This is a genomic window from Paenibacillus chitinolyticus (genome assembly GCF_045038035.1).
Classification (GTDB): domain Bacteria; phylum Bacillota; class Bacilli; order Paenibacillales; family NBRC-103111; genus Paenibacillus_F; species Paenibacillus_F chitinolyticus_A.
In genome coordinates this window covers 551,004-571,026 of the sequence record NZ_CP173427.1, presented here as the reverse complement: position 1 = coordinate 571,026, position 20,023 = coordinate 551,004, and the positions used below count along the sequence as shown (strand labels likewise).

15 protein-coding genes are annotated in these 20,023 nt (G+C 54.5%); 1 reads left to right on the top strand and 14 read right to left on the bottom strand.

Annotated elements, in window-relative coordinates; genetic code table 11:
- Positions 1 to 8: 8 nt before the first annotated feature.
- The 5 genes from ACI48J_RS02645 to ACI48J_RS02625 all read right to left on the bottom strand — a co-directional run bounded on the left by ACI48J_RS02645 (position 9) and on the right by ACI48J_RS02625 (position 5,479).
- The gene (locus tag ACI48J_RS02645) at positions 9 to 1,022 is read right to left on the bottom strand and encodes a Gfo/Idh/MocA family protein (protein ID WP_405081526.1); all 1,014 of its coding nucleotides are present in this window, start codon (positions 1,020 to 1,022) and stop codon (positions 9 to 11) included.
- Positions 1,009 to 2,040, bottom strand: a complete 1,032-nt coding sequence (locus ACI48J_RS02640; protein WP_405081525.1) for a Gfo/Idh/MocA family protein — start codon at positions 2,038 to 2,040, stop codon at positions 1,009 to 1,011. Before ACI48J_RS02640 ends, ACI48J_RS02645 begins: the two co-directional genes overlap by 14 nt.
- A 119-nt stretch (positions 2,041 to 2,159) precedes the next feature.
- Positions 2,160 to 2,996: a carbohydrate ABC transporter permease gene (locus ACI48J_RS02635; RefSeq protein WP_405081523.1), complete on the bottom strand. Its 837-nt coding sequence runs from the start codon at positions 2,994 to 2,996 to the stop codon at positions 2,160 to 2,162.
- A 30-nt stretch (positions 2,997 to 3,026) separates the two neighbouring features.
- Positions 3,027 to 3,974: a carbohydrate ABC transporter permease gene (locus ACI48J_RS02630; protein ID WP_405081522.1), complete on the bottom strand. Its 948-nt coding sequence runs from the start codon at positions 3,972 to 3,974 to the stop codon at positions 3,027 to 3,029.
- Between the two features lie 62 nt (positions 3,975 to 4,036).
- Positions 4,037 to 5,479, bottom strand: coding sequence for an extracellular solute-binding protein (locus ACI48J_RS02625; RefSeq protein WP_405081521.1), 1,443 nt, complete (start codon positions 5,477 to 5,479; stop codon positions 4,037 to 4,039).
- A 374-nt stretch (positions 5,480 to 5,853) separates the two neighbouring features.
- Between ACI48J_RS02625 and ACI48J_RS02620 the strand changes: the two genes are divergently transcribed.
- Complete coding sequence (locus ACI48J_RS02620) at positions 5,854 to 7,026, top strand: ROK family protein (RefSeq protein ID WP_405081519.1); 1,173 nt, start codon at positions 5,854 to 5,856, stop codon at positions 7,024 to 7,026.
- A gap of 168 nt (positions 7,027 to 7,194) precedes the next feature.
- On the opposite strand, the gene ACI48J_RS02615 is transcribed toward ACI48J_RS02620, so the two are convergent.
- From ACI48J_RS02615 to ACI48J_RS02575, 9 genes are all read right to left on the bottom strand, one after another.
- The gene (locus ACI48J_RS02615; RefSeq protein WP_405081518.1) at positions 7,195 to 11,256 is read right to left on the bottom strand and encodes an FIMAH domain-containing protein; all 4,062 of its coding nucleotides are present in this window, start codon (positions 11,254 to 11,256) and stop codon (positions 7,195 to 7,197) included.
- 255 nt (positions 11,257 to 11,511) lie between these two features.
- Positions 11,512 to 12,705 (bottom strand): nucleotide disphospho-sugar-binding domain-containing protein, encoded by a 1,194-nt coding sequence (locus tag ACI48J_RS02610; RefSeq protein WP_405081517.1) that lies wholly within the window; start codon positions 12,703 to 12,705, stop codon positions 11,512 to 11,514.
- Between the two features lie 65 nt (positions 12,706 to 12,770).
- Positions 12,771 to 13,433, bottom strand: a complete 663-nt coding sequence (locus tag ACI48J_RS02605) for a copper amine oxidase (protein ID WP_405081516.1) — start codon at positions 13,431 to 13,433, stop codon at positions 12,771 to 12,773.
- A 45-nt stretch (positions 13,434 to 13,478) separates the two neighbouring features.
- A complete protein-coding gene (locus ACI48J_RS02600) occupies positions 13,479 to 14,825 on the bottom strand; it encodes an ABC transporter substrate-binding protein (RefSeq protein ID WP_405081514.1) in 1,347 nt (448 codons plus the stop codon).
- A 69-nt stretch (positions 14,826 to 14,894) separates the two neighbouring features.
- The gene (locus ACI48J_RS02595) at positions 14,895 to 16,055 is read right to left on the bottom strand and encodes an efflux RND transporter periplasmic adaptor subunit (protein WP_405081513.1); all 1,161 of its coding nucleotides are present in this window, start codon (positions 16,053 to 16,055) and stop codon (positions 14,895 to 14,897) included.
- A gap of 27 nt (positions 16,056 to 16,082) precedes the next feature.
- Positions 16,083 to 16,961, bottom strand: coding sequence for a carbohydrate ABC transporter permease (locus ACI48J_RS02590; RefSeq protein ID WP_405081512.1), 879 nt, complete (start codon positions 16,959 to 16,961; stop codon positions 16,083 to 16,085).
- 14 nt (positions 16,962 to 16,975) lie between these two features.
- The gene (locus ACI48J_RS02585) at positions 16,976 to 17,842 is read right to left on the bottom strand and encodes a carbohydrate ABC transporter permease (RefSeq protein WP_405081511.1); all 867 of its coding nucleotides are present in this window, start codon (positions 17,840 to 17,842) and stop codon (positions 16,976 to 16,978) included.
- Between the two features lie 150 nt (positions 17,843 to 17,992).
- A complete protein-coding gene (locus ACI48J_RS02580) occupies positions 17,993 to 19,126 on the bottom strand; it encodes a sensor histidine kinase (RefSeq protein ID WP_405081509.1) in 1,134 nt (377 codons plus the stop codon).
- Positions 19,119 to 19,814, bottom strand: coding sequence for a response regulator transcription factor (locus ACI48J_RS02575; protein WP_405081507.1), 696 nt, complete (start codon positions 19,812 to 19,814; stop codon positions 19,119 to 19,121). Before ACI48J_RS02575 ends, ACI48J_RS02580 begins: the two co-directional genes overlap by 8 nt.
- Positions 19,815 to 20,023: the final 209 nt, after the last annotated feature.

The following is a 20,023-nucleotide window of genomic DNA, read 5'->3' as shown; positions in this document are numbered from 1 at the left end:
CAAGCCCCCTATTCCACGGAATATCTGCCGTGTTCGTTTAATGCGACCGGCTCGCCCCGTCGGACGGATTCGTAAGCCGCTGCGGCTACGGCGGCGGAACGGAGACCGTCCCATCCGGTAACCGGAACTTCCTTGCCCTCCCGGACGGAGCCGATAAAAGCCTCGATGAGAGAACGGTTCATGTTCTCGCCCCAGTAGCTCCACCGGGCTTTGTCCGCCTCGTCGCTGTACACTTCGTTCTTCTGGCCGAAAGCATCGACGGAAAGCATGCCTTCGGTCCCGACGATTTCCAGGGTGACGTCCCCCCAGTAAGGGAACGAACGGGTACGGGACCAACTGGTGTCCACCGACGCGAAGGCGCCGCTCTCGAACTTCACGTGCAGGAATCCCGTGTCTTCCACCGGAATATCGTGAAACAGCGTAGCCGTTTCCGCATAAACCTCCGTCACGTGACTGCCCAGCATCCAGTGCAGAAGGTCCAGCACATGAACGGAGTGGTCCAGCAGCGCTCCGCCGCCGGAGAGTGCCGGATCGACGAACCAGCCGCCCGGCATCGTGCCGCGGTTGGTTCCTTTGACGGCCACGATCTCGCCGATTTCGCCGCGGTCCAGAGCCGTTTTGGCCTGAATGACCGCAGGGAGAAACCGGCACGGAAAGGCCGTCATCAAGCGGACGCCGCTTTCTTCGCATGCCAGGACCATCCGCTCCATTTCGTCCACATTCAGGCCCAGCGGCTTCTCGCATAGCACGTGCTTGCCCGCGCGGGCGGCCGCAACGGTCATTTCCGCATGGCGGATGTTCTCCGAGCAGATGACCACGGCATCGCAGTCGTCCGCCAGCAGCTCCCGGTAGTCGGCGTAATAGCGGATACCCGGGGCTTCCTCCAGATACTCCCGGACCCTCGCTTCGTTCTCATCCGCTATGGCTGTCACTTGCACGCCCGGCATGTTTTGGAGCAGGCGGTACATACCCGCCGCATGCCCGTGCGCAAAGCTGATCATCCCGATGTTAACGGTAGACATGCCGATTCCCCCCCTCCCGTGCGTTTATATCCCGCAGCTTGACCGGCCGCCCCATACGTGCGGATTCGATCACGGCCAGGCTGGTTCGCAGAGCGCTGCATGCGTCTTCGTCCGTCACCTCGGGCTCCCGTCCGCTCCTCACGCAATCGGCGAAATGGGCCAGCTCCAGGTAATACGGATTGTACGTCGACGGGCTTTTCGGTACCGGAACAGCCGCCGCCACGCCTGAACCCGCCTCCGCTTCCTTCGCTTTAAACACGCGGAGCGACACGGCATCCTCGCTGTTAAAGCGGATTACGCCGCCGGTGCCCGCCAATTCCACACCCGTCGTGAACGGACCGGGGAAGCCCCAATACGCTTCCAGGTGGGCGATCTCCCCTCTGCCGAAACGCAATGTCGCCAGCGCGTAATCGGTATTTCCTTCCCTCCGGTTCATCGCATACACCGATACGGCTCCGCCGAAAAGGCTCTGCGCGAAGTCGATATCGTGAATCATCAAATCGAGGATCACGCCCCCGCTTCTGTCGCTGTTCGCATACCAGGGCTTCGCCAAGCCGGGATTAGCCCCCATGCGCTTCGCGTGAAGAACCGCCGGGGTCCCGATGCTCCCATCTGCGGCTTTGCGCCGGATATCCGCATAGCTCGGAAAGAAACGGACGACGTGGCCGATGAATAAGCGCACGCCCTGCTTCCTGCATTCGGCGGCCGCTTCCTCCGCCTCGTCCGCCGACAGGGCGATCGGCTTCTCGCAGATCACATGCCTGCCGGAACGGGCCGCTCTGAAAATAAACTCTTTATGCAGATGGGTAGGCAGGCAAATATCCACGATATCCGGATCCGCCTCTCCGATCATCCGCTCGAAATCTTCGTAAGCCTCCGTCTCCAGACTGCCGGCCAGACTGCGCGCCGCCCCTTCCTGCGCGTCGCAAACGCCGGCAAGCCGGATACCAGGCATTCTTTTCCACTCGGCCGCATGAGTACGTCCCATTGTCCCGCAGCCTATTACAGCGACTTTCATCTGGTACTCCCCCAATTCCACGCGTATCGGATCACTCTTTTTCCATGAGTTCCGCACGTAAGCGTACTTTCTATATCCACATCTATTTAGCGGATAGGCCTCCGCCTTCATCCCCGTAGCTATCCTTTGACCGCCCCGAGCGTAGCTCCCTGCATAATGAGTCTCTGGAAGAGAATAAACACAATCACGGAAGGCACCATCGCAATCGTCACACCGGCGAACAGGGTCACCCAGTCGGCCGTATATTCCATCATCTTGTTCGCCTGGTACATCTGTACGGCGATCGTATATTTTTCCGGATCGCTCAAGTAAATGAACGGCCCCATGAAGTTATTGTAGTACCCGAGAAACTTGAAGATCGCGACCGTCACGATCCCCGGCGTGGACAGCGGCACGATAATGCGCAGGAAGATTTGAAAAATCGAAGCGCCGTCCATATTCGCGCTTTCTTCCAGATCTTTGGGCAGCGATTTCATAAATCCGCCCAGCAGCATCAGGTAGAAGACGCTCTCCCCTAAGGCGGATAACAAGATAAGCCCTGTAAGGCTGTTCGTCAGATGCAGCTCCCGCATGATGACATATTGCGGTACGAGCGCGTTGATGCCGGGCAGGAACAAAGACAGCATGATCAGTCCCCAGATCACCTGACGGCCCTTAAATTCCAGCCGGGTCAGCGCATACGCGTTAAGCGTCGTAAAAATAAGGCTGACTACTAAGCTTCCGCCCACATAATAGAGCGTATTCAGCAAAGATTTGCCGAAGCCGTACTCCGTCCAGGCCGTCTTGTAATTCGACCATTCCAGCTTGGAAGGAAGACTCCAGATGTCTTGAAAAAATTCGGGATTGCTTTTGAGCGATTCGTAAAACACCCAGCACAACGGGAAAATAATCGTCAACGCCCAGGCGTACAAGCAAAGACGCCAAATCACATCCGTAAACGTCCGTTTTTCTTTCACTGCAATCCGCTCCCTGTCCGTAGGTAGTGACTAATATTCAACGCCCCGGTTCGGCAAAAATTTGTCCATCAGCAGCTTGGCCGTCACCAGGATCACAAAGAGAATCATGCCTACCGAAGAGGCGTACCCATAGTTGATGTACTCTTTGCCGAAAGCGAGATTGAACATATACAAGCCGATCACATCCGTCGAACCCGAAGGCCCGCCGTTGGTCATGATGAGAATAAGCTCGAACGTTTTCAGCGTACTGACGACCAGGAAAAGCACGCTCACCCGGACCACCGGCATAATGAGCGGCAGCGTAATTTTAAACAGTCGGGTCATGTGACCGGCGCCTTCCAGAATAGCCGACTCGTACAAAGACTTCGGAATCGCGGTCATCGCATTGACGAAAATAATGACATAAAGGCCGACGCCGCCCCAGACCCATGGAGGGATCAGGGCCCACAAGGCCGTATTCTCGCTGCCCAGCCAGTAAAAATTTTTCAAATCGATTCCGAGCAGTCCGAGTGCCCCGTTAAGGAGCCCGTACGTTCCGTCATAAATGAACGCCCACAGCAGAGCGACGACAACAATGGACAGCACATTCGGGAAGAAAAATAAAATTTTCAGCAGCTTATTTTCCCTGTAAGTCTTATAGGTGACCAGATAAGCAAGGACCAAAGAGATCAGGACCACCAGGGCAGGCACCGTCAGCATGAAAATCAGATTGTGGCGCAGCGCGCGCCAGACGTATTCATCCTGCAGGGCCGTTACGAAATTTTTCAGGCCGACGAACTCAGGTTCCTTCAGCCCATCCCAGTCCAGCAGTGCATAATACACGGACAGAACGTTGGGGAACAACGTAAAAAGCAGATAACCACCGAACGGCGGCACGATGGCAAGGATCAGAAAGATCCACTTCTGCGTCTTCGCTTTATCCAGCCCCATCCGGCTGGTCAAACTTCTTGGCGCTTTCACGGCTATTGGGTCCGACAAGGGAAGTCAACTCCTCTTATGAAAATGAAAGCGAAGAGGATTCCCTCCCCGCTTGCCCGCTTTTATTTCTTCTGTGCGGCGACCGCTTTCTGAAGCAAAGCTTCCGCTTCTTCCAGGATCGGTTTCGGATCCTGCTTGCCCAGCACGATTTTGACGGTGGCTTCTTCGACAATCTTGACCGCTTTGGCAAGGTTCGGGTCCGAAATGCTGACCGTTCTGTGCGCTTTATAGGCACGCGCGTCGTTTTCCTTGATATAGTTCAGAATCGCCTGCGCCGAGCTTGAAAGCTTCAGCACCTTCGACGAATCGTCCGTCAAGTCTTTGCGCATCGGCAGGGCGCCGGATTTCTCCGCCGCAAACTGCTGGTTTTCCAGCGTAAGCAGCCAGAGGGCAAATTCCTTGGACCATTTCTTGTTCAGGTCGGGCTTGCCTCCCCACAGATAGAGGAAATTGGTGATCCCGCTTCGCACCCAGAGCTTCTGGTCCGCTTTGTCCCGGAACGGCACGGCCATGTAGCCCCATTTGAAGTCGGCGGGAGTCGTTTTCTTCATTTCATTCTCCACGTGGCTGCCGGTCGACACCATCGCGGCCTGACCTTGAATCACCTGCATTTGGGACTGGGTATGCGTAAGCGCGGGAAGCCCTTCCGGGAAATACCCCTGCTTGCCGAGCTCGTAGAGCCGGTTCCAATGCTCGATGCTCTCTTCGCTCAAGTATTGGGGGCCTGTGTAGGTTTTGAAGTTCTCGATAAATTTGTCCGCGCCGCCTTTCATATCGGCCAGCTCGAACATTTTCGCCGGTCCGAAGGCCCAGTCGTAATAGTTCGGGTGAACGCCCGGGAACGTAATCGGGGCGATTCCCGCCGCCTTAATGTCAGCCAGAAGCTTGGTAAACTCCGACCATGTTTTCGGATTCTGGTTCCAGCCGTTTTTCTCGAATAAAGTTTTGTTGTAAAACAGCCCGCCGAAAGAACTCGAAGTCGCAAACTCGTACACTTTCCCGTTCACCCGCGTGAACGAATCGTACATGCCCGGCAGAATGAGCTCCTTGACAGTTTTGTCCGGCGCGTCCGGCAGCTTCTTGTCGAAGAGCTCATCCCAGGGCTCCAGCTTCCCGGCTTCGGCGAGAGACACGATTCCCTGCGCTCCGGCGGGGGGCGTGGTATTGAAAATATCAAACATATCGGCATCGTTATTGGCGGAAACCTTCGTCTGGATCATATTCTTCATGTCTGCCGATGCGGTGACATCGAAGGAAACGTTCGGGTACTTCTCCTTGAAGGATTTCACGGCGAAATCAAACCATTCCCGGCCGTAGCCTCCCATAAAAAATCCTACTTTAAGCGTCACTTTCTCATTCTTAGGAAGCCCGTTATCGTACACCTCTCCCGATGGCTGGGGACTCGCCTGACCTCCCGCGTTTTTCGGATCGGAGCCGCCCGCGCAGCCCGCAAGCAGCGAACCCGACAGCGCCACCGCCAAGCTTAAAGATGTAAGCCTTTTCATGTTTGGTCTCATTTCGAAACCCCTTTCATGTTTGCTAAAATGGTTTGGATCCGATCGGAAGACCGGAAAATATGTGGAGGCGATGATCGGTAAATGGTTTTCCGATGTGCGCATCCTGTGGTATAATAATAAATAAATCAATTTTATTAATTAATATCGTACCTTGTTTTTCCGGAGGATTCAATACAAATATTTAGAAAAAAACCGGTTTTTCTTTTAAAGATTTGTAAAACGGCGTGTCCTAATCACCTATAAACTAGCGAAATTGGTGAATATTCAATCTTCTTCCAGCTCACCTTCCCTCGTCTATTCGGGAATGGTAAACTAATGGATAACATCCATTTCGCCTTCGTTTTTAAGAAAGAGGTTATTCTATGTCCACTTCCAAACATGCGAGCCATACGCTGCTTAAATCCATTAACCAGCAGAAGGTGCTGCATCTTATTTATTCCGATTCCCCGATCTCTCGCGTGGAGCTTGCCCAGAAGACGGGATTGAGCCAGCAGACGGTGACGAACATCGTGAACCGCCTGCTGGAAGACGAAGTCATCTTGGAAGGGGAGCCCCAATCGCTCGAAAGCGGCAGCGGCCGCAAGCGCGTCCCGCTCCTGCTTAACGGCTCGCGCTTCTCCGCTATCGGCATCGAGCTGTCCGGCACTTTCGCCAGAGGAGCGGCTTACAACCTGCGCAAAGAGCGCCTGGCGGAAGCGGAAATGCGCGCCGACTCGTACGAGACGGAGGAAGATATGCTGCGGGTGATCCGCCAGGTGATCGACTCCCTCATCAAAGAGATTCCCGAGCCGGACGGGATCAAGGGCATTTCCTTCAGCGTGCACGGGCTGGTCGATTCCAGCGAGGGCATCCTTCTCCGCTCCCCCGGTATGGGCTGGAAGCGGATTCCTCTTGGCCGGATCCTGGAAGAAGAATACGGGCTGCCCGTTTACCTGGAGAATGACACCAACCTCCTCGCGCTGAACGAAAATATAAGCGGCCGCCTCGTCTCCTCCCGGAACAATGTCACGCTCAAGCTCGGCAGAGGCATCGGAGGCGCCATTTTCGTGGACAAGATGCTCGTCACGGGCTCCGGCTCCGTAGCGGGCGAGCTCGGCCACTACAAAGCGTTCCTGCCTCCGCACCTCCACGAATGTTACTGCGGCGGCAAAGGCTGCCTGACTACACTGGCTTCCGCCCACGGCCTTAAAAGAACGCTCGGCTTAACCGTCGACCAGTTCCGAGGCGCTCTCCGCGCGGAAGAGCCGCAAGCCGTAGAGCTGCGCGAAGCGGTCAAGACGGCCGTCGTTTCCGCGCTGTCCAACATCGTCACGCTGCTCAACCCGGACCATATCGCGCTGACGGGCACGATGCTGCCGGTATTCGGCGAATCGTTCCTGGACGAGCTGAAGGCCCGCGTTCTCGCCAACGTGCCGCAGACGTGCCGGAATCTCGAGTTCGTGCATCTAAAGACGACCGAGGACGAAACTATCCTGGCCATCGAGCGCGTCCTCCAGAATGTGTTCAAGATTCCCCTGGACAGCTTGTCTTTATAAAACGCAAAGCCCCCGGAAGCGTATAAACCCGCTTCCGGGGGCTTTTTAAATCCGTGCGGGGGCTAATGGCTAATTAACCCTCATCCACCGCCTAGACGGTCCCTTTCCACACCGTGCGAGGCTCCCAGTGCGCGGTGATCGGCGTCACATGACGGTGGTCAACCGCATTCATTCCTCCGCCCAGACACGCAGCAGCGCCTGCGCTTTCAGAAGCAGCCACTGCCGGGCTTCCGGAGCGGCCGCATCCGGATGGGCTTTGCTGCCGAGATGCTTCACAAAGTCTTCTATTTTCTTGGATGCTTGGCCGCTCTGGCCTTTCTGCAAATGGCCGGCCGCCTGCTTCAGCGCGTTGTCGAGCTGGCTCGTCAGAGGCGAAGCGACCTGACCGGACGCGATAAAACGCTGCAAACCGGCCTGCAGAGCGGGCAGGTCCATGCTTGTCGTGAACGTGACCGGCCGGCTCATCTCCGAGGCGGCTCCCGACGCGTGCACGGCTCGGACGGTAAACGTATACGCCGTATCCGGCTCCAGGCCGGTGAACGCGTATACGGAGCCGGTCACGGTCGCCGCCAAGCCCTGCGGGCCGTACACCTCGTAAGTGACGGACGACGAATCGCCGGGCACCGCCACAGGATTCCAGCTGATCCGCGCGGAATCGGCCGTCACGCCGGAAGCCTTCACTTCCTGCGGAGCGGGCAAGGCAAGCCGGGTACGGAAGGTACCGATATCCGAATGGGTCCGGCCTCCGAAGGCATCCTCCGCGGCCGCATACCACTGGTAGACGGTATTCCCGTTCAGAGGACCCCACACGGTTGTGGCCGTCGTACCACTTGCCGCACTCGCCTCTCCGATTAGTTCATCCGAATATACGTTTACTTCGAGCTTATCGGTCGCCACCCGCTTCGTCATCGGTTTCAAGTCCATCGCCAGCTTGAATTCATCCTTGGCCGGGTCGTAATAATTATAATCGTCCAGATAAGGAGAATAAGTATTCACGTAGACGGTATCGGTGCTTGTATCGAAATGCAGCAGCTTGAGGTATCCGTCGCCTCCGTTCGGGATTCCCTGATAGTCGTTAAGGATCTGGTACACTTTGCGGTCCGGCGTACCGTCCTTATCGTCGTCAAGCTGATCCGTCCGCAGGGCGCTGCCGGTAAAGTGCCCGCTCATGACCATTTTCACATTCGGATTGGGCACCACCACGTTCTCGTAAATCCGGTTGCCGGTCGCCGAGCGGTTTCCGTTGTTCTGCAGATATTCGTGCACCACGATAATCGCTTTGCGGTCCGGATGCTCTTTCAATACCCCGTTCATCCAGGCGAAGTCCTCGTCGCTCATATCCCAGCCCATGTAGACGAAAATAAAGTCGTTGCCTTCCGCCGAAATGAGGTCGTAGTGTCCCCTGTTGTCTTTATACGAGCCGCCGTAATAAGGCTTGTCCTTAAACCGGTTTTCACCGAAGTATTTCGAAAATTCCGAGTAATCCGGCTCGGAATTGGCCCCTCCGTCAAACACGTCGTGGTTGCCTGCGGCCACCCCGTAAGGGATGTTCGCCTCGTCCAGCACGTTCATGAACTTGTCCACGCGTTCCCATTGCCCTTTAATCCCGGCGGAATTGACGATATCTCCTACCTGCATCACGTATTTGATGTTCATGTCTTCCTTGGCGTCGCGGATAAAATTCACCTGAGATTCGAAGTACTGGGGTAAAATTTCCGCATAAATTTGCGTATCCGGCATGGACACGAATGTAAAATCATATTGGTCCCGGCGGGGGATTTCATCCTGAATCATCGCCTGTACCTTCCCGCTGCGCGCATAAGGAAAAGCGTCTGCCGCCGCGGAAAGCGTAAAATCCTCTTCGGACGGTGCGACCATCGAAGCAAGGGAATCCCACTTCTCCGTCCCGTAGTTCCACGCGTAAAGGCTGACCTTTCGCCCTTGCAGGCTGTGGCCTTCCCAGTTCAGCTCGATCCGGTCTCCGGCGCCGGTTTCCTCCCCGACCTCCACCTCGAACCGCTGGTACGGAAACTGCCCGTCGGAGTCGGTCGTCACGTAACGGTCGTCGGAAGTTCCCGCCGAAGCCATATCCTCCGGGGAGAACGGCGTCTCTCCCGGTAAAGATAACGACGCCGGCGGCTCTATGTCCGCAGCGTGCGAATAGGCCGTCATCCCGGGTTCGCCCGCCGTGATCCGCTTTCCTTTGAAGAACTTCACGTTCAGCGGGTCGCCTGCCGGATCGGAAACGGACACTTCCAGCGAAACGTTCCCGTCCGCATCCTGCGTCCCCTCCGCCGGAGACAAGAGGACCGGCTTATGCGGCAGCTCCTCGGGCGTCGTGAACGTGACGGTCTTCTCCGTCGTCTTGCCGCCAGCGTCGGCCGCCTTGAGAAGAAGCGTATGCCCGCCCGGCTGCAGCGAAGCCGATGAAGCCGCGTACGGCACTTGGATGAGCTTGCCGTCCAGCTTGACTTCAAAGGACTTCACGCCGGAAGCCGCGTCCGAAGCGCTTGCTTGGATGTCGAACGGACCTTTGTAGGCCTTTCCTTCCTCTATGTTCGTTGTAAGGACAGGCCCCTGGTTATCCACCGTCACATCGGCCGAAGCCTTACTCCCGTCCGCCAGCTTCACTTCCACCTTATGGGCGCCGTCGGCCGAAGCGGTCGTGTCCCAGCGGTAGGAAATGCCTTTCCAGTACGATTCCGGAACCGAGAAATTAAACGTGACGACCGGCAGGAAACGCCCGTTGTCCCCCATATCCAATATCGTAGCCGGATTGGCGTATTTGGGGTCTTTCACAACCGTGCCGTCGGCAAAAACAAGCCGGACGTTGCGGATATTAAAATCATCCAGTCCGGTCTCCGGCTTGTCCTCGTAATAAGGACGGTTGACGGACCCGGCGCGGATGGCGATCGGGTTGGCCTGCCCGTACTTGAACAGATCGGGGCGGACGGGCACGACCATCGTTTTGTAATCCTGCGTCCCGAACGGAATGAGATAGAGCGTGTCCGTCCCCATCGTTACAACGTTCTGTCCTTTGTCGATATCGTCCGCTTCGAATACGAAATAGGCGGTCTTCTCCAGCGCTTTGGCCGTCGGCGAAACCGCCTGTCCGTCGACGGACAGAGTCATCGGTCCGGCGGCTGCGGCCGAGGATCCGATCAAGACGCGGGTTCCCGACAGCGTCTCCCCGTCGCGGACATTCAGCGCGGGGCTCTTCTCGCTGCCCGCAAGGTTCAGGGTCCGGGGCGCGGTAGCCGCTGTGTTGAAGGTGTCGGAAGCCTCGAAATAGTACTGCAGAGACGGGCTGCCGAACCATTCCATCATTTCAACGGAATACCTGAACTTGCCGTCCTTTCCGGGAGGAATCACGACCTTTTTATAATCCGTGGTCTTGTTGGACTTGTAATAGAGATTGACGGACGCCAGCAGCCGGTCGTCTTCCGCTTCGGCGGTCAGCTCGATAGGACTGACCAGATCTATTCCGGACGTGTCGGTGACGTCCCTTACGGTCGGTGCGACGGGATCGGCAGCGGTGCGGACAGGTTCCGCGGGAACATGGGCGGGATCGAACGTGCCCGGGGTCGCTTTCTGTTGGAGAACGCTTAGCTTCTTCATATCCAGGCTTCCCACATCAGGCGTGCCGTACTCGATGCTCATATCCGCCGCGGTTTCCAGAACGCCCTGGTTATAGCTGGCCCGTACGATGTCCCGGCCCGTGTTAGTCGCGACGACGATCGTTCTTTCCCGCAAGTTGTTCAGTCCGCCGGGAATGCGGACGATGTCTTTGTTTTCCGTGAGGGAGGTCTTGAAGTGCGCGTTGAAATCCGCTACGCTTTTTGCTTCTCCCGCGGGTGTGACGGCCCAGAAAACCATCGCTTTCCCAGACGGAATCACAATCGGCTGATCCGTGTAAGGGCGCCAGAACAAGTCTTTTCCCGGTTCGCCCGGATACCGGTACAGAATCGAATAATCTTTGAAATCAACCGGCCGGTCGCTGTTGTTGTAGACCTCGAGATACTCGTACGGGTCTTCCCCCGCTTCCGTATCCCCACCCGAATCGGGCACGATCTCCGTAATCAGCATTCGGGGCGCGGCTGACGCTGCGGCAACTGAAGGCCTTCCCGCTTCTTCTGCGGCCGCAGAACGGACCCAGGCAAGCGATGAACCCGCCGCCAACTGGATGGCCATGAGACAGGTGAAGCAGCTGGTAAACAGTTTCTTGTTCACTTTCAACTCATCTCCTTTTTTTCTTCCGGCAGAATACAACCACAGCTAAGCACTTCTTCTCCACGTTTTTTATATATCTATTGGATTTATTAATTTCACTTAAATCAATTCGTCATATTCCGAATTTTTCCTCTATTAACTTTTTGTAAAATAAAAAAAGAATTCACAGAACCGGCTCGGTCCCATGAACCCTATAAATTCTTGTCTTTCCTGATACTGCTCAAACTCTTGAATCCCGTAAATCCCGATGCGCTCTCAAAACTTCCTGTACTGCGTCCAGCTTAAATAGCGGTCAATGAACGAAATAGCCGTCTCTATGCCGTTCTCCTGCCTCAAGCCTATGCCGAGCTCGGCCGCTTTGTTTTTCACTCGCTTGTGTTCAAGAACCTTTAACGCCTGCGTCAGTTTCTTTTGCGTCACCTTGTTTATCGGTATGCAGCTTCCCGCTCCCGTTGTGACAGTCAACCTTCCCCACAGCCCCTCCTCCGCGGAAGCCGGACAAACGAGAGCGGGAATTCCCGCTCTCAAGCTTGCATGTGCGGCAGCGGCAGAGCCCCGGTGTACGACGCTCCGGCAGCGGGGAAAGAGCCGGTCATAGTCAGCCTCTTCAACGGGCAGCGCATAGCCGGGCAGCTCACGTCCAAGCCTGCCCAATGCCTCCCAGTCGGCCTCGATGACGGATCTGCTGGAAGATTCCCTCGCTGCGTCCAAAGCGGTTCCGATGCAATGTGCCTGTGCCTGCAAGGGTAATCCTCTAAAGCCGAAATAAAGAGGAACCTCTCCCTCATCCAGCCATTGCCCCGTATCCTCGCAGGACTTGCTTGAACAGATGAAATCACTAGTGCCCGCCACCGTTGTCCACTCGCCCGTTACAATCCGTCCGGCGGCCCCTCCCCATTCGCCGGGCCTCTGCAGGAAGCATGCGCTGTATGCGTGGAGGACGGGAATATTCCGTAAAATCAGCTTGTCTTGGACCGCTTTGCAGGTTAGCGGCCATACGTACCCAGCCTCCCGTTTCCCGACTGCCCCAAAGAGGAAAGACAGCTTCTTAAGAGCGTCCGAAACGACCGCGGCACCGCGGGATACGGGGCACGGAGGAGTCAGGGCGACCGCTATAAGTTTGCTGTTAAGCTCATCCGAAACGGCCAGGGCACTTTCAATCACGCGCAAATCGGCAATGATCAAATTCGAGTCTGCGCAGACCTCCGGCAGATTCCCGTATCCGTCTCCGGCGCCCTCCTTTTCTAACCCGCCCTTCTTCAACCGGGGGAGTGTCCAGACACGTCTTGTCATCAGGGTGCGGCCTGTGCCGGAATGTGCCGGATAAGGATCCGAACCGACCGGTACCGCTACCCCCGCTTCATACCCGCCGGCTTGAAGTGCGGAAGCGAGTGCGGCGAAAGGCTTGGCCGCTCCCGGGTCACCATAAGGCAACAATGTGATTTTCATGCGCTTCATTTCACCTATGATTCTTGCCGAACTTGCCAAACTTTCCGACCGCCGGACCATGCTCCTTAAACGATCTTTATGGCAAATAAATAAGTCGTGTAGCCTTGCTCCCAGTTGGAGCGCAGCACAATCGAATAAATTCCGGGCTCTCTCGGCAGACGTATTCTGCCCTGCTCCATCTCTATTCCCGTGTATAGTTCCTTCCCGCCCGCGCTTGTGATAACGGAGCATTCCAACTGCTGCGGTTCCATCCCTCTCGTATAACGGATGCTGATGTACGATTCGGGTTTTACCTCCACCGCGGGATATTCCGCCTGCTTAAGCAGGGTTAATTCGGACCGGGACTCCCGTATGCACTCTGTCCAGCACGAATTCCCCTGCAGCAGGGGAATATCCTGCATCCACATGGACCCGTTCCGGAGCCTTTTCTCATAGATGATTTCGGGCTTCGGAGCAGCCACGACATCGTCGAATCTTGTGCTGCGCTGGTTTATGCTGGCTATCCCCGTGTACTCGCGGTACTCGACGTCGGAAGCCATATTTTCGGCTACAAAGCGCAGGGGAACATACACGTGCCCGTTATAGTCGATGACCGAGTACTCGACATCCTTCCCGTTTACGATGAATTTCTGAGAGCTGAGAAAGTCTAGGCTGAAGCTTAACGCGTAAGCCAATATACTCATAAAAGCCAATAAGCCGAGCACTACGGCTACCATGATTTTTTTCAAAAAAACCGGCCTTTCTTTACCAGATTTAAAGAGGAACCTGCTCATCTACTCGTTTAAATAAGTTGTCACCCGGTTCTGAATCAGTTTCGCCACTTCTTCCGCCGGCTTCTGGCCGCTGAAATAGGCCCGGGACTCATCGTTGATAATGGACAACACTTTTATATCGAAGGCGGAGTAGCTGTCGGCTTTTTGAATAAGCTCTTTATACAGGTTAAATTGCTCATCGGATACGTTCGCCGTTTTTCCTGCCGGAAGCTCAAACGTTCCGGCTTTCGCCTGCTTCTGAATCTCATCGAGCTTTTTGTCGTTCACTTCTTTAAGCAGGGAGAATCCTTTCAGATCCTGCAGAGATTGCACGTCTTTAGAATAAAGGAAGGAAAGGAACGTCCACGCTTCCGCTTTAACCGGGGATTTGGCCTGTACCCCAAACTCATCGGCCGGAATGATCCGGATCCCCCCTTTTTTGCCCTCGGCATGAGGCTTCTGAAGCAGCTTCGGATTGGAGAAATACATGTACGGCACTGCAACCAAATCTTGAAGGGTGAGAAAAGCGGACGAATAAAATAAGGCGGTTTCTCCTTCCGCAATTTCACTTTTCATTACTTTCTCATCGTACATTTTCTTGATGGACTTCAGCAAATCCGTGAAGGAATTCGAATCGAACTTCGCTTTCATAGTGGCCGGATCGACAAGCTCCCCGTAACGATCCATGATGATCTCCTGCAGAATTACTCCCGGGTCGTCCGCGAAAACGGGCCGCTTCGCTTTGCCGCCTCCCTCCTTCTCCCTCACCTTTCTCGCCGTTTCTTCAAACCGATCCCACGTCCAGTTGGCATCGTCGATTTTGACATTCGCCTTCTTAATCGAATCGCCGTCCCCTATGTAGGTTCTCAAGTAGAAAGAGGTGGGGATCGTGTATAACCCGCCGTCCTTATTCTTCAATCCGTCCAGAATGTTCAGGTTCATTTCTTCCTTCTTCAAGGATTTGTCCTGGTCGAACACTTCGTTCAGGTTTACGAGAAGTTTGCCGTGCACATATTTATCGACGGGCAGATCGCTTAATTCCACAATATCCGGACCCTTACCCGACAGCAAGGCCGTGTTCGTCGTCTTCACGTACTTCTCAAAATCCCCGCCTTCCCATTTCTCGCCCGGCTGCTTATAGGATTGAATTTGTAGATCGATGTCCGGGTACTTCTCCTCGAATTTCTTCTCGACCGTTTGGAAGAACGGATCCGGCTGTTTTAAGGACAAGGTCACGACGGTTTTTCCGTCTTTGTTTTTCGGTTTCTCTTTATTCGAAGTCCCTCCGGCTTCCCCGCTTCCTCCGGCTCCGCAAGCACTGGTAGCAAGCGCCGCACAAGTTAACACGACCCATACCTGTTTTCTCATATCTGAAATCCTCTCCTCAACCGATTATCGCCTATCGTTATCATGATCGTTTTTTGCAGCTATTCCATGCTACTGCAGACGAACCCGGTTGTTGTCTTGTAAAGGCTCGCTGCTTTTGAGAATAATGAGATCTTTTTCGTTCAGACTATCGGATTGAATCACCGTCTCCGACTCATTGGTTTCGCTGGAACGTACGGGGACTCTGCGGACTACGAAAACGTTGCCCAGCGCGCCCTTCTGTTCTTCGATCTTATAAATGAACTTGCCGTCGCGTTCCTGATGAACCGCGTCGCTTGAAACCTTAAACCCTTGCTGCACGGAACGCTTCGTGAGCTTGACAGCGGCATGCTCGCCGCCTTTCAGCTCCGGGCCTTCCACTTGAATGCGCAGCGACTTCCGCGCAGCCGTGCGGCCTCCGCTCTCCCCCGCCTCCGCACCGGAAGAACCGGCCGTAAGCGGTTCGGCGTCCGCCGTCTCCTCAACGGTGCCCTCGATGAGGCGGGGCTGCTGATCCGGCGTGCCGACCCCTACCTCGATCTTCGTCCCGGCGGTAATTCCAAGGCTGGTCAGCAGAGCGGCATCGGCCGCGAATTCGAACCGGTACCCCTTGGCAATGTCCGTGATAATGATCTCGGGCTCGCCCGCCGGTTTAGTTCCCGCGCTGGCATTCACTTTCGTGATCACGCCCTCGAACGGAGCGGCCAGATCCTTCTGCTCTGCCAGTTCTTCCCGCAAACCGGCAACCTTGCGCTCCTGCATGCTGATATCGAGCTTGTGCGTCTCCAGCTCCCGTGTGACGCTCCGGACCTTCATTTCATCGCCCTCCGTGGACGCCGCAATGAACTGGTCCTGCACATTTTGCAGCTCGATCTTCAGCTTTTCCAGCAGCGTGGCTGCGTCCTGCAGCTCCCGTTCGGCGGATTTGCTGTCATAGGTCACCAGCTTCTGCCCTTTCTTCACACGGTCTCCCTCTTTAACGAGCACCGCTTTGACCTTCGAGCCGGCGGGGTTGCTCAGTTTCTCTTCCGCAAGCGGCCGCAGAACCCCGGTTCCTTCGAGTGTATGCACAAGACTTCCATAAACCGCGCTCTCTGTTCTCACTTTGGGTAAAGTCAGCGCCTGCAGCGTGTTGCTGAATAAGGTGAAGAGGATCAATCCCCCGATGAACAAACCGGCAATGATCCGGATATTTCTTTTGCGCTTAAGATCTCTACTCGCTTCCTGCTCCATTCCCGAGCTTTCCTCCCCTTGCAGAAGCTACCCTTTGATGCCGGACAATTGAATGCCTTCAATAAAATTCGTCTCCGCGTACAGAAACAGCAGCACCATCGGCGTCATATAAAGCATGGATGCGGCGAAGGCGATCCCCTGCTCCCCCTGATTCACCCTCGATAAGTAAACGGAAAGCGGCTGCTTGAACGGATCGTCCAGAAAAATAAGCGGCTGCTCCACCATGTTCCAGTAATCGACGAACAACAGGACCGTCAAAGCGGATACACCCGGTTTGACCATCGGAATAATGATGGTGGAGAAAATCCGCCAATGTCCGGCTCCGTCCATCTTGGCCGCTTCGATATAAGCGTACGGGATGTGCAGCATGTACTGCCGGAGCATGAACACGCCGAAAGCCGCAAAAATTCCGGGCAGTATGATGGCGCCGGGACTTTGGAGCAGACCCAGTTTATCCGCCATGATGTAATTGGGCACCAGCGTCACCTGGAACGGCATTAGCATCGTCAGAACATAAACGAGAAACAAGGTCTCCCTGCCCCGGAAACGGAGCTTGGAGAACGCGTAAGCTGCCAATGCGGCCACGACCGTCTGACCGGCAATAATGGGGACTACCAGGAAGACCGAGTTCCAGAACATCATCAGAAATCTCGGACTATGAATCAGCACTTCGCCGTACTGTTCCATCGTTACCAGATCGGGCAGCACCTTCAGATTAACGAATGCGTTCGCTTCCGAGCCCGCCGTATCGTTCATTCTGCCGATGAGCCCGTAGTTGGTCCCGATTTCCCGTCCGGTCATAAGAGAGTTTGTGAAAGTTATCACAATTGGTATTAGTATGATTCCCGCGATAACCGCCAGCACGGCCGTTACCGCTCCTTTCCTCAGCAGCTTTAACCCTTGCAATCTTCTCTCCCCCGCTATTCAAGAAAACTCCGGAAACGGCGTTCCAGCGCAAACAGTACTAAAACCAGAAGCAAAATACAGCCCGTCATCAGCGTTGCGGCTGCCGTCAATTTGGGAATATCCAGGGACATGAACATGTTGTTCATATAATGCTGCAGCATGTAGATGCTGTCGTGCGGATAATCTCCCGCTATGAGGTAGGTTTCCCGGAACACCTTGAACGAATTGATGACGGACATAATCGTGACGAAAAATAGCGTCGAGGTTAAATAGACCAGTGTAATGCTGCGGAATTGGCGAAACGGGCCCGCGCCTTCGATCCTGGCTGTCTCGTAATAATCTTTGGGGATTTGCTGAAGCCCCGCCAGGAACAAAATCATGTTGTAACCGATGTTCTTCCACAGATAGACAGCGATCACGACGCCTCGGGCGGCATCCGTCTTCATCCAATCCACACGCGCCCGCTCAAAATAGCCCAGCCATGCGTTAACCGATCCGTTCCAGTCCAGCAGAATCTGCCAGACGAGAACAACGGAAGCCGCGGGAACGACTAGGGGCAGCACGAAGGCGGTCCGCAGCCATCTCCGGATATAGACGTTTTGATTAAGCAGCACCGCCAGGCTTAACGACAGAAGAATCATTAACGGGACACTGACCAGCGTAAAAGAAGCGGTATTCCGGGCAGCCTTGCGGAACGATTCGCTCGCCAGAAGCTCGCGGTAATGCTCAAAGCCGACGAACCGGTTGTCGGCCGTACTCTCCACGAATGAATCATACACACCCATGGCAAACGGGATGAGATAGAACATCGTGAATCCCAGCGCGCTCGGCGCCAGGAACATCAGAACGGCCGCCGTATCCGTACGGGCGCGTCTAAACATCCCCGGCTTCAACCCGGCACACGAACTTTCGTGGTTGCATACATGAACCGATCCTTTCCCTATTTTTCGGATAAGCAGGGACTGTTCCTTGCTAGTTCCAGAATAGGGAAAAATCTTTAAGTAACAAGTAGGGTAAAAATAAAATTTTTCTTAAATCGTTCGCTCAAGGGGCGCCGCAGTCTCGTTTTCCGAATGATTTTTCGGCAGCCGAACCTCGAACAGCGTCCGGACCGGATTGCTTTGAACCGAAACGGTGCCGTTATGGCGTTCCACAATGTTCTTCGTGATGAACAAGCCGAGTCCCGTACTTCCCGTCCGATGATTACGCGCTTGATCCGCCGTGTAAAACATATCGAAAATACGCGGCAGTTCCTCCGGCGGAATGCTGTCCCCGTAATTGACGACTTGGACCACCGCCTCTTCTCCTTCGGACGCCGCGACAACATCGACATATTGGCCGTCGCTGCCGTATCGGATGGCGTTCGTCAGCAGATTTTCAAACACGCGGGCAAGCAGCTCCCCGTCTCCCCACAGATGCAGCGGCTGATCCGCCTTTATTCTCAGCGTGAGCTGATTTTTCTCGAACATCGGGTACAATTCCTCGTTCAGCTGGATAAGCAGCTCGCCGAGATTGACCCGGTTTCTCTCGACCTTGAGCATGCCGTAATTCATTCGGGTAATTTCAAACAGTTCATCCACAAGCTTCTCCAGTCTCTGAGACTTGCTGAATGCGATCTGAATAAAATGCCTGACCTGCTCGGAAGATAACTCCTCGTCCCGCAGTATAAAATCCAGATAGCCCAGTACGGAAGTAAGGGGGGTACGCAAATCGTGCGCCAGATTGAGCACCAGCTGATCTTTGCTGCTTTCCGCAAAATCCCCCCGGTTTACGGCTTCCCGCAGCTTCTCGCTTGCGCGATTAATGTCTTTAGCGATATTTTCGAATTCATCGTTGGAAGCCACATGAACCCGGCTGTTGAAGTCGCCGCTGGCAAGACGGTGGATTCCATCCGATATTTCCCGGAAATAGACCGCGTAGGATCTCGTAAAGAAGTAGAAAAACAAAATCGCCATCGGGATGAAAAACAGCAGAAAAAAGTTGATATCCCCGATCTTGTGCAGAAACAGACGGAAATAAGCGAGCGGGTCCTCAAATTTGACCTGGGTACGGTAATAGGTCTGAAGAACTTTATAAATCAGATAGGTAATGAGGCCGGCCAGAACCATGCTTACCCCCAGCAGCAGAATCATTTTGGTCCGGAAGCTCCGTATCATGTTAGGCATTGAACGTGTACCCTACTCCCCAGATTGTTTTAATCAATTTGTTCTTATTTACATCTTCTCCGAGCTTTTTGCGGAGGGTGCGGATATGCACCATGACCGTATTCCCGCCTTCATAGTACGCGCCTCCCCATACCTGCTGGAAGATATTTTCCACGCTGAACACTTTCTTCGGGTACTTCGCCAGAAGATACAAAATATCGAATTCCTTCGGGGTTAATTCGATCAGATTTCCGTACAGGCTGACGGTGCGCTGCTCCGGGTAGATAACCAATCCTCCCGACTCCAGGATCGGTTTGTCGGCCGCCGCCGCCTGATTCAATTGCAAAAACCGGCGCAGATGGGCATTCACGCGCGCGACCAGCTCCATCGGGTTAAAAGGCTTCGTGATATAATCGTCCGCGCCTCTTACGAGACCCGAGATTTTATCGAGGTCCGTCGTTTTGGCACTCAAAAAAATGATCGGCATATTGTGTTTCTCCCGGATTTGGTGAGTCGCTTCGTATCCGTCCATTTTCGGCATCATAATATCCAGAATCGCCAAATCTATCGAATGGGTCTGAACGGCTTGGAGAGCCTCCTGCCCGTTATGTGCTTTTATGCAGTCATATCCCTCCTTTTTCAGATGCATCTCTATTAAATCCGCAATTTCGACTTCATCATCGGCTATCAATATGGTGATGCGCTTCATTCGACCCTCTCCTGTTTCCATTCACTTTTTCATGGCGGCAAATAGCTTAAATCAAAGATTTTCTTAAGCAGTCCTGCTCCACAATCATACTCATTTTTTTCCGGTAATCCCAGGCCGTTATGAGCACGGTGGAAAATTTCGTAGTAATTGTAACAATTTCGAAAGTTTTTCTTAGGAAGAAGTTAACTGTTAGGCTTCATAATACTAGA